This window comes from Streptomyces sp. NPDC002144 (assembly GCF_053593695.1).
The window spans coordinates 21,738-31,866 of record NZ_JBSFDB010000070.1; the positions used below are offsets into that span (position 1 = coordinate 21,738).

Consider the following 10,129-nt stretch of genomic DNA (forward strand, 5'->3'; position numbering starts at 1 on the left):
GCGGCTCTGGCACGGCTGTCAGTGCCGTCGTCTAGGGTCGCCCGCATGACCGAGCCCTCCTTCCTCACAGCCGTGCGCGAGTCCTACGACACGGTCGCCGCCGACTATGTCGAACGCGTACCGCTTCCCACCGAGATGGACCCGTTGTCACGCGCGATGCTGGCGGGGTTCGCCGAACTCGTACGGACGGCAGATCTGGGACCGGTCGCGGACCTGGGGTGCGGCCCCGGCCGGGTGACGGCGCACCTGGCCGGGCTGGGGGTGTCCGCCTTCGGCATCGATCTGTCGCCGAGGATGATCGAGCTGGCCCGCCTCGCCCATCCGAACCTGCGGTTCACCACGGGCTCGATGACCTCGCTGGAGCTGAAGGGCGACGAGCTCGGCGGCATCCTGGCCTGGTACTCCACCCACCACACGCCCCCGCAGTGGCTTCCGGCGGTGTTCGCCGAGTTCCACCGCACGCTCGCGCCCGGCGGCCACCTGCTGTGGGGAGGTCATGTCGGCGACGAACGGCTGCAGCCGACCCAGGGCTACGGCCGTCCGGTGTCCTACGAGTCGTACCTCCTGCCCCTGGAGCGCGTCGCCGGCCTGATGAAGCAGGCCGGACTCGTTGTCACCGCGCGGCTGGAGCAGGAGCCCGGCGGACGGGTGAAGAGGCCGCACGCCTGTCTGCTCGCCCGCAAACCCGAAAGGGTCTGAAGGGGCTCGTTCTGCGCCTCCCGCCCCGAACTCACGGGGCGTCACCGAGTTGCAGAATGACCTGCCGAGAAAGATGCTGGAATCATCAGGTCGGGCATTCCACCAGTTCTGTGACACCGTGGTGGCGATCATCGTCACGCCGCCGACCTCTTCCTCCTTCGCCCGACCGCCGGCCGACGGCTGGGTATGCGCTCGCCCTCATGGTGGCGGACACGCGTCGGAGGAGACACCATGACCGCGCCGGCCGACAGCGGGACAACCGTGCCCCGGTACTGCAACCAACCACCGCAGACACAACCCGAGTTGCGTCCTGACCTGAGCCCGAACCGTTCGAGGGCCATCCTCCTGTCGCGGGCCAAGTGGATCAACGGCACCGTGTTGCACTACGCCTTCCTCGATCAGGGCGGTGACATCGGAGGCCCGGAGCAACTGGACGAGGTCCGGCACGCCTTCCAGGTCTGGAAGTCCCTCGGTATCGGTCTGGACTTCCAGGAAGTGGCCGATCCCGGTGACTCCGAGGTCCGTGTCCTGTTCCGGGAGAGCGAGGGGTCCGCCTCGTACGTCGGCCGGGACAACCTGGGCATCGGCACCACCGAGCCGACCATGACGTTCGGCTGGGACCTGACCACTCCGTACGGCAAGGCCACCGCGCTGCACGAGATCGGGCACGCGGTCGGCTTCGCCCATGAGCACCAGAACCCGTTCGCCGGCATCGTCTGGAACGAGGAGAAGGTCTACGCGGACCTCGGTGGACCGCCCAACAACTGGCCGCACGAGGTGACGTTCAACAACATCCTGCGCAAGCTGTCGCAGAACGAGGTGACGGGTTCCACGTGGGATCCGGACTCCATCATGGAGTACAGCTTCGGACCCGGACTCATCGTGCGTCCGGAGGCCTACCGCCAGGGCATCCCGGAGACGCTGGCCCTGTCCGCCACGGACAAGGAGCGTGTGCTCCAGTGGTACCCGACGCTGGCAGCCCGCCCGGCCAGACTCGAGCCGTTCCAGTCCGCCCCGCTGCAGCTCGCCGCGGGAGGCCAGGCGGACTTCGAGATCGTTCCCCCGGAGACCCGGAGCTATCAGGTCGGTACGTTCGGGCACAGCGACGTCGTCCTGGCCCTGTTCGAGGAGACCGCCGACGGTCTGCGGTACGTGACGGCCGACGACGACAGCGGACAGGACCGCAACGGACGCCTCGACGTCAAGCTCGTGAAGGACCACCGCTACGTTGCGCGGGCCCGCCTGTACTCCAGCTGGGGCAGCGGGTCGATCGCGCTGATGTACTGGTGAGCGGGCGAAGTGAGAACGGTGACCTGGGACCCGGTCTGGTCCGCCCACGGTATCCGGGCTGTCACTGCGATCCCGCGGCCGTCACCTTCGCCGTGATGGGCTCGAGCGCGGCGATCAGTTCGTCGAGCTCGGCGGCGGACAGGGCCTCGTAGGGCGGGGCGGCGAGCTCGTCGGTGAGTGCTTCGATGCGTTGCTTGGTGGCGCGGCCGGCGTCGGTGAACCGGCCGTCGATGTCGACGAGCCCGCGCGTCCGCAAGCCGTCCATGACCGCGGCCAGCCGCTCCTTCGGCAGGTGATGGACCCGCCCGAACGACTCCGGCGGGTGGATACCCTGCTCCAGCGCGGAGAGGATGTGGGCCTCCGTGCCACCGATGCGCGCACCGACGAGGGCCGCGATGTGCCCGTCGCCGCGGTGCTCGCGCAGCATGGTCGCGGAGTGCCACAGCCGGGCGACCGGGTCGCTCGGCACGGGCAGGGTACGCATCCCGGCGTACATGACCCTGCCCTCGGTGGGGGCGCTCGTCGCGGCCTTGGTGGTCAGGTCGGCGGCGCGCACCAGGCCCGGGGAGCCGGCGAGTTCCTCGCCGAGGATGCGCCGTAGCGAGGCCGCGCTGCCCCGCTCCCGGGCGGCGACGGACGCCTCGGGCGGGATCGTCTCCCACGCGCTGGGGATGTGCCGGGCGGCCTCGCCGTCGGCGAAGTTGTAGAAGGCCGCGTGCACGACCTGGGCCGGCACCCGCCCAAGCGGCGCGGCGCGGCTGGCGAAGTAGCCGTCCCAGTAGGTGCGGTGGCCGAGCGCGGCCAGTTCGTCGTTGCACTCGTCGGCGAAGAAGGTGACCAGGCAGATCGGCTCCAGGAGCTCGAACATGCGGCGGGCGATGTCGGCCGTCGGTTGCGAGTGGGCCTTGCTCATCGGATTCTCCGTTCGTCTCGTTGTGCCGGGATGGACCTTCCGGCACGACGAAACTCATCGGTGAGTGAACCGGGAGCGTGCCCCGTCGACCGCGTCGGCCGCCCGCCCGAGCGGGTCGGCCCGCCGCTCACCAAAGAGATCGGCGAGCATCCGGACGTCCCCGCCGCCGTGCCCCCCTTCCCCGGTGTTGACCTTGATCTCACGCGGCGGTTCCCAGAAGCGCCGCAGGGGCAGTTCCGTGCGCCCGGCCGTGTCACCGACCGCGTCCCCGCGCAGTACGGCGGTGTCGTCCCGCACCTATGCCTCCGGCCCTGTCCAGGTGGACTCCTCGACGAGAAGCTCGAGGCGCCCCCGCGGGGACCGAGGCGCCGGTCCACTCGTTGTGGACGGCCATGCGGTGCGGGTTGACATCGCAGAAGCCGACCAGCTCGACGCGGTCCGCGTAGGGACCGGCGAGAGCCGCGGTGAAGTGCCCGGCGCGGGTGCCCAGTCCCACCGCGGTGCAGCGGCGGCGTGCGGTGTCGGAAGGCATGGGCTCTCCATGGTGTCGTGCGGCCCGGAGGGCCGGGCGCGGCTGATGGGGTTGTGCCTTCGTAGGGCCTCACTCCACGTCGGCGACGACGGAGCCGACCCGTTCGGCCAGGCCCGGGTCTCGGCGGACCAGGAGGGTCGCGTAGCCGACAGCGAGAAGCAGGGCCGCGAGGGCCGCGACCGGGAACCAGTTGTACGGCGCGGGCTGGCCGGGCTTGGCCAGGTAGTAGAGCGGCACCAGGATCGCCAAGGCACCGAGCGCGGGCAGCACCAGGTGGCGGACGGTGCGGAACTCCTGGGGGCGGTAGCGCCGGTAGTAGAAGGGCAGGGCGATGTTGGAGGCCAGGTAGACCACCAGGATCAGGATGGTGCCCAGGGTCGAGGACTCGGTGAAGAAGACCACGGGGTCCATCGGACCGCCGTCGGCCCCGAGCAGATGCCCGAGGCCCCAGCCGCCGATGATCAGCAGGGCGGTGACGGCGAAGGTGACGATCGCGTTGTTCGGCGTACGGCGCACGGGGTGGACGTAGCCGAAGAAGGACGGCAGCAGTCCCTCGCGGCCGGCGTTGAACACCAGCCGAGCCTGGGAGTTGATGCCGGCGATGAGCACGCCCAGGGTGGAGGTCAGGCCGCCGACGTAGGCGAGGAAGGCCAGCGCGCCGAGGGTGTCGTGGGCGACGTCGATGAAGGGGATGGCCGAGTCGCCGAGCCGCTGGACGTCGTAGTCGAAGCCGGTGACGGTGGCGTAGGAGAAGAGGATGTAGCTGGCCGTCATGATGCCCACGGAGGAGAACACGGCGCGCCCGACGTTGCGCCGCGGGTTCTCCGTCTCCTCCGCCAGGGCCGCGGAGTTCTCCCAGCCGACGAAGAGGTACACGGCGAGCGGGAAGCCGGCGGCCAGGCCTCTGAGGCCGTGGTGGATGTGGTCGGGCAGGAAGGGCGCGGCGGACAGGTTGCCGCGGTGTTCGACGAGTGCCGCGACCGAGACCACGACGAGGACCAGCATCTCCACGGCGAAGAAGTAACCGGCCCACTTGGTGGAGACGACGATGCCGCGCAGCATCAGCACCACCGACGCGCCGGTCAGCAGCAGGGTCCAGAGGATCCACGGGATGTCGACGCCGGTGTAGTGGTGCAGGGTGATCTGCACGAAGCCGCCCGAGATGGCGATCACGGAGGCCATGGCGATGATGTAGCCGAGGCCGGCCAGCAGGGCGGTGGTCACGGCGCTGACGGGGCCGAAGGTCTTGCCGACGAAGGTGATGAAGCTGCCCGCCGAGGGGTGTGCCCGGGAGAACTGGGCGAGGGTGTTGCCCAGCAGCGCGACGGCCACGCCGGCGGTGAGGATGGTCAGCGGGGAGGCGACGCCGGCGGTGGTGGCGAGGAAGGCGAAGCCGAAGAAGAAGCTCATGGCCGGGCCGACGTTGGCCATGGTGGCGGCGGCGATGTCCGCCATGCCGAGCACGCCGCCGCGCAGCCGCTGGGGCGGGCCGGCGGTTTCGGTGTCGGGCATGACGGCGGCTCCTCGTAAAGGGGTCGGTGCGGTGGCGGTGTCGGGGCTTGGGCGGGCCTCAGGCCGTTCCGGCGTTGCGGTGGGCCTTGACCGCGGCCACCGCGGGGGCCATGGCGCCGCGGGCGAGTTCGTCGAGCAGGTCGGAGTGGTGGCGGTTGCGTGCCCGTACGACCTCGGGGGTCGGGGCGGGCAGCAGTAGGCACTGGCGGCCGAGCAGGTCGGCGGCGAACTCGCGGATGCCGGGGCCCCCGAGCGCCTCGGCGAGGTCGAGGTGGAAGCGGGTCTCCAGTTCGAGCAAGTGGTCCGGTACGTCGGTGCGGTCCAGTTCGTCGGTCAGCGCCCGCAGTCCGTCGAGCCTGTCCTGCGGTACCTCGCCCACGGCGTGGGAGACGAGACCGCATTCCAGCAGCGCGTGGACGGCGTCCAGTGAGGCCGCCTCGTCGGGGTCGTGCATCACGGCCACGACGGTGTCCCAGTCCTGGGCGACGAAGGTGCCGCCGGCCCTGCCGCGCCGACGGTCCAGCAGCCCGTCCTGGCACATGCCCTCCAGGGCCCGGCGCACGGTGATCTCACCGATGCCGAGTTCCTCGGCCAGGACGCCGACGTCGGGCAGCCGGTCTCCCGGTGTCTCGGACCTCAGGCGCACCCGCAGGGCGATCCGTGAGCGGACGAGGTCCGATCCGGTCTGTCCCCTGCCGGGCAGGGCGCGGACGTCGAGCACCCCGGAGACGAACTTCCCCGCTGTCTTGGCCACGACGTCACCTTAACCGCCTGCTGAGCGGGGTCACGGCCCGCGTGAGATGTGCATGGGGGCTCCTACGGACGTAGCGGCTCCGCGTTGCCCGTAAAATAGAGCATGATGAACAGTTAAACAAGTCTTGTTCTTTTGGATCGTACTGAACTAATTTCCCGGTCACCGTCCCCCCTCCTCTCATGGATGTCGCGATGACCTCAACGCTCACCCAGAGTCCACCCACCGAACCCGGCCTGAAGCCGGGGCTCAAGAACCGGCACCTGTCGATGATCGCCATCGGCGGTGTCATCGGCGCCGGCCTCTTCGTCGGCTCCGGCTCCGGCATCGCCGCCGCCGGCCCCGGCATCCTCGTCTCGTACGCGCTCGTCGGCGTCCTCGTCGTCCTCGTGATGCGCATGCTGGGCGAGATGGCAGCGGCCGACCCGACGTCCGGCTCCTTCTCCGCCTACGCCGACCGGGCGCTGGGCCGCTGGGCCGGCTTCACCATCGGCTGGCTGTACTGGTTCTTCTGGGTCGTGGTGCTCGCCGTGGAGGCGACCGCCGGGGCCAAGATCCTGGCCGGCTGGGTGCCCGCCGTCCCGCAGTGGGGCTGGGCCCTGATCGTCATGGTCGTCCTGACCGCCTCGAACCTCGCCTCGGTCAGCTCCTACGGCGAGTTCGAGTTCTGGTTCGCGGGCATCAAGGTCGTCGCCATCGCCGCGTTCATCGTGCTCGGCGGCCTCGCCATCTTCGGCCTGCTGCCCGGCTCGGACCACCCGGCGTCAGGCTTCTCCTACCTCACCGCGCACGGCGGATTCCTGCCGCACGGACCGGGCGCGATCCTCACCGGCGTCCTGATGGTGGTCTTCTCCTTCATGGGCAGCGAGATCGTCACGCTCGCGGCCGGCGAGTCCCAGGACCCGCGGGGCGCGGTCACCAAGGCCACCAACAGCGTGATCTGGCGGATCGCGGTGTTCTACCTGGGCTCGATCCTCGTCGTGGTGTCGCTGCTGCGCTGGGACGACCCGGCGATCCTCAAGGACGGCTCGTACGTCGCCGCACTCAGCTCCATCGGCATCCCGCACGCCGCCCAGATCATGAACGCGATCGTGCTGACCTCGGTGCTGTCCTGTCTCAACTCCGGCCTGTACACCGCCTCCCGCATGGCCTTCTCGCTCGGCGGGCGCAGCGACGCCCCGTCCTCCTTCGCCCGCACCACCCAGCGCGGTGTGCCGCGCACGGCGATCCTGGCCTCGGTGGTCTTCGGCTTCGTCGCGGTCGCCTTCAACTACCTGTGGCCCGACACCGTCTTCCAGTTCCTGCTCAACTCCTCCGGTGCGATCGCGCTGTTCGTCTGGCTGGTGATCTGCTTCTCGCAGCTGCGGATGCGCAAGATCATCCAGCGGGAGTCGCCGGAAAAGCTCGTCGTGCGGATGTGGCTCTACCCCTATCTGACCTGGGCCACGATCGCCCTGATCACCTTCGTGCTGGGCTACATGCTGACCGACACGGCGGATGGCGGCGGACGCGACCAGGTGGTCCTGTCCACGCTGGTGGCGCTCGGCGTGGTGGCCTTTGCACTGGTCCGCCAGCGGATCAGCCGCAAGCGGGACGAGCTGGTCACGTCGCCCTAGCAACCATCCGCGCGATGGCCCCGGGTACGGCGACGCCGTACCCGGGGCCGTGCCGCTGTCAGGCGCTCGGCAGGCCGTAGACGCGGTCGTAGTGGTGAGCCACCAGATGGCCGGCTCGGTCGCAGGAGATCTGCCAGCCGTTGACGCCGGTGTCCCGGCCGTCCGTGAAGTTCCACCGCAGGCGGCCGGTGGCGGCGTCGATGGCGAAGAAACCTTTCTTGTTCTCCAGGGCGGCGGCGTACACGGCCTTCGATCCGACCGCGATGGAATGGTCGCCGTCGAGTGGGGGCGTCGCGCAGAACCAGCGCCGTGAGCCGTTCACGGCGTTGAAGGCGTAGACGCCGTGGGGGTCGTTGCCGATGGCGTAGACGGTGTTGCCGCCCGTTCCGAGGGAGGTGAACATGCCGTGCTCGGGTTTCGCGCGCCAGCGGAGCCTGCCGGTACCGAGCTCCAGGGCGATGAGCTCGGAGCCGATGGCGAAGACGGTCTGGCCGAGTACGGCGATACCGGGCCGCAGGTCGTAGCCGACCGGGTGTCGCCACCGCAGGGAGCCGGCGTCGCGGGTGCTGCGGACGGAGACGTTGCGCAGGCCGTCGGCGTAGACGAAGTAGTCGGAGGTGACGACCGGTTGGATGGGGATGCCGACGTCTTCCGGGCTGATCGGTATGACCTCCGCCTGGCGGGCCTGGAGGTCGACGGCGAAGACCGCGTCGGTGGAGGTCGCGACGCCCTGTTCCGTCGACTGGCGCTCCAGCCGGGCGCCGAGTACGGAGAGGGTGGAGCCTTCGTAGGTGCCCAGCAGTTGGTCGAACCGGAAGTCCGTGCCGAAGTCGAGGGTGAACCGCTCGGTCCCGCTGGTCGGATCGACGCCGATCACGGTGGCGCCCGTGCCGAGCGCGACGGCGGCGCCGTCGGTCAGCAGGACGGGAGTGGGCGAGAGGCTGATGCCCTGGTAGATCCACTTGGGGTGGGAGCCGTTGTCGAGGTCGAGGCAGATCACGGCGCCCGGGCGGGCCTTGAGCAGGGCGGTGCCGTCGTTGAAGACCGCCGGGGTCTGCAGCAACGGGGCGCTGGCGTAGACCCAGTTCGGCTCGGGCGGGGGGACGATGGAAGACGCGGAGCGGGTGCGGGGCTTCCTTTGTACGGCGACGAGTGCGGTGGCCCCTCCGGCCACTGCCAGGCCGGTGGCGGCGGCGAGCATCGAGCGCCGGGAGAGACCGGGGTGGGTGGGGGAGCGACGGTGTGCGCGGGAAGGCGCGGCCTCCGGGGCCGGCTTCTCGGACGGGCCGGAGGGCTCTGGTGACGTCAGGCGGAGGAAGTCCGCATCCGCCTGGGGTGTGATGGCGACTTGGGCCTCTGCGCGGTCATGCGCTTCACCGTCCCCGCAGTCGGAGTCGTCACCGAGTGGGCGGGCGCCGTTCGCCCCGGTCCTGCTCTCGAGAGCATCGGGGGTGTCGGTGGTGATCGGCGCGGCGGCCGGTGTCGGTACGAGATCCAGAGCGGCGGCCTGATAGCGGGCCACGGTCGCCGCCACCGGAGCGGGCAGCCAGGCCTCGGTCAGCAGCTGTTCGACGCCGCCCGGAGCGCACGCCGCGGAGAGTCGGTCGGGTGTGATGCGCAGCGCGGGATCCTTGGCCAGACAGAGCCCGATGATCTTCTCGAGCGGTTCGGGCACGCCGGTCAGGTCGGGCCAGCCGTGGACCACCTGGTAAAGGAGAGTCGCTGCCGCGGCGCCGCTGAACGGTGGGCGCCCGCACGCGGCGAAGGCCAGTACCGAGCCGAGACAGAAGACGTCGCCCTCCGCTCCCATCGGATCTCCGGTCGCCTGTTCCGGGCACATGTACTCCAGGGAGCCGAACACGCCTCCGGTGGCGGTGAGTTGGTAGCCGTCGCGGGCGCGGACGATGCCGAAGTCGATGACGCGTGGTCCGTCGGCGGCGAGCAGCACGTTGGAGGGTTTGAGGTCACGGTGCACCAGGCCCTGGGCGTGCACCGCGCTGAGCGCCTCGGCCATGCCGGCGCCAAGGGCGAGAACCGTCTCCACCGGTAGCGGCCCGTTTTCGGCGATCGCCTCGGCCAAGGTGGGGCCGGGGATGTAGGTGGTGGCGAGCCATGGCGTCTCCGCGTCCGGAGCGGCGTCCACCACGGATGCGGTGTAGGTGCCGCCGACCGCCGCCGCGGCCGCCACCTCGCGCCGGAAACGGATGCGGAAGTTCTTGTCCTCCGCCATCTCGGGGCGGATGACCTTGACCGCGACGGCGTGGCCGGCCGGCGACGTGGCCAGATAGACGCGGCCCATTCCGCCCGCTCCGAGCCGGGCCACGAGGCGGTAGGGGCCCAGCTGTTCGGGATCTTCTGGGCGCAGTGGCTTCATACCCGCGGCTGCCTGTTCTTGGTGGTGGCAGACGGGAGTCCCGCCCGCTGGTGGGGGAGAGGCCCGGAAGGGGTCTGACAACACAGTAGAGGCTGGAGTGACGACTGAGGTTCTTCTCGACAGCCGCTCTCCGCTACCCGGAAGTAGCTGACCAGCCCCTTCTCCCCTCCGCGCAGGCCCATTTGACGCCACGTCATGCCGCCGGTGACACGTGCCTGTACTGCAGGAACAGTGCGCGATACGCAACAGCGATGCTGTGCGATGCCTGTATACGACACAGACCTCCGATGTGTTGAAGCTCACCTGTGCCGGCGACGTCCACGTCCCATTCCTGCAGACCGGCCTATTAGGGCTTGCCGGGAAACAAGTCGTGGCTTCCGGCTGCGCGGCTCGTTGTTCTGGTATGGGGAGACCGGAAGGGATCGAGGCCGTCCTGGCTGCG

The 10,129-nt window shown here is 70.0% G+C and carries 8 protein-coding genes; 3 read left to right on the forward strand and 5 right to left on the reverse strand.

Translation table 11 applies throughout. From position 1 onward, the window contains the following. Positions 1-45 precede the first annotated feature (45 nt). Together ACWCQ1_RS46785 and ACWCQ1_RS46790 are read left to right on the forward strand one after the other, a co-directional pair. Entirely contained in the window at positions 46-699 is a 654-nt protein-coding gene (locus ACWCQ1_RS46785) for a class I SAM-dependent methyltransferase (RefSeq protein WP_133047703.1), read from the forward strand. A gap of 231 nt (positions 700-930) precedes the next feature. Then, on the forward strand, positions 931-1,989 hold the full coding sequence (locus ACWCQ1_RS46790) for a M12 family metallopeptidase (protein ID WP_358605292.1): 1,059 nt from the start codon (positions 931-933) through the stop codon (positions 1,987-1,989). A 61-nt stretch (positions 1,990-2,050) separates the two neighbouring features. Here ACWCQ1_RS46790 and ACWCQ1_RS46795 read toward each other — a convergent pair whose 3' ends face one another. The 4 genes from ACWCQ1_RS46795 to ACWCQ1_RS46810 form a co-directional block, all read right to left on the reverse strand. Beyond that, complete coding sequence (locus ACWCQ1_RS46795) at positions 2,051-2,902, reverse strand: SCO6745 family protein (protein WP_358605295.1); 852 nt, start codon at positions 2,900-2,902, stop codon at positions 2,051-2,053. A 54-nt stretch (positions 2,903-2,956) separates the two neighbouring features. After that, on the reverse strand, positions 2,957-3,199 hold the full coding sequence (locus tag ACWCQ1_RS46800; protein WP_451029433.1) for a hypothetical protein: 243 nt from the start codon (positions 3,197-3,199) through the stop codon (positions 2,957-2,959). Positions 3,200-3,503: 304 nt separating this feature from the next. After that, entirely contained in the window at positions 3,504-4,946 is a 1,443-nt protein-coding gene (locus ACWCQ1_RS46805) for an APC family permease (RefSeq protein WP_133047705.1), read from the reverse strand. A gap of 58 nt (positions 4,947-5,004) precedes the next feature. After that, positions 5,005-5,700: an FCD domain-containing protein gene (locus tag ACWCQ1_RS46810; protein WP_133047706.1), complete on the reverse strand. Its 696-nt coding sequence runs from the start codon at positions 5,698-5,700 to the stop codon at positions 5,005-5,007. Between the two features lie 191 nt (positions 5,701-5,891). Here ACWCQ1_RS46810 and ACWCQ1_RS46815 point away from each other — a divergent pair, with 191 nt between their 5' ends. Then, complete coding sequence (locus ACWCQ1_RS46815; protein WP_451029434.1) at positions 5,892-7,313, forward strand: amino acid permease; 1,422 nt, start codon at positions 5,892-5,894, stop codon at positions 7,311-7,313. Positions 7,314-7,371: 58 nt separating this feature from the next. Here the strand turns inward: ACWCQ1_RS46815 and ACWCQ1_RS46820 are convergent, their stop codons facing one another. Continuing rightward, positions 7,372-9,687, reverse strand: a complete 2,316-nt coding sequence (locus ACWCQ1_RS46820) for a protein kinase domain-containing protein (protein ID WP_451029435.1) — start codon at positions 9,685-9,687, stop codon at positions 7,372-7,374. Positions 9,688-10,129 lie beyond the last annotated feature (442 nt).

What these genes read in the sequence shown, in the direction of transcription:
- ACWCQ1_RS46785 (WP_133047703.1), top strand. Translation starts at nt 46, where the DNA reads ATGACCGAGCCCTCCTTCCTCACAGCCGTGCGCGAGTCCTACGACACG.
- ACWCQ1_RS46790 (WP_358605292.1), top strand. Translation starts at nt 931, where the DNA reads ATGACCGCGCCGGCCGACAGCGGGACAACCGTGCCCCGGTACTGCAAC.
- ACWCQ1_RS46795 (WP_358605295.1), bottom strand. Translation starts at nt 2,902, where the DNA reads ATGAGCAAGGCCCACTCGCAACCGACGGCCGACATCGCCCGCCGCATG.
- ACWCQ1_RS46805 (WP_133047705.1), bottom strand. Translation starts at nt 4,946, where the DNA reads ATGCCCGACACCGAAACCGCCGGCCCGCCCCAGCGGCTGCGCGGCGGC.
- ACWCQ1_RS46815 (WP_451029434.1), top strand. Translation starts at nt 5,892, where the DNA reads ATGACCTCAACGCTCACCCAGAGTCCACCCACCGAACCCGGCCTGAAG.
- ACWCQ1_RS46820 (WP_451029435.1), bottom strand. Translation starts at nt 9,687, where the DNA reads ATGAAGCCACTGCGCCCAGAAGATCCCGAACAGCTGGGCCCCTACCGC.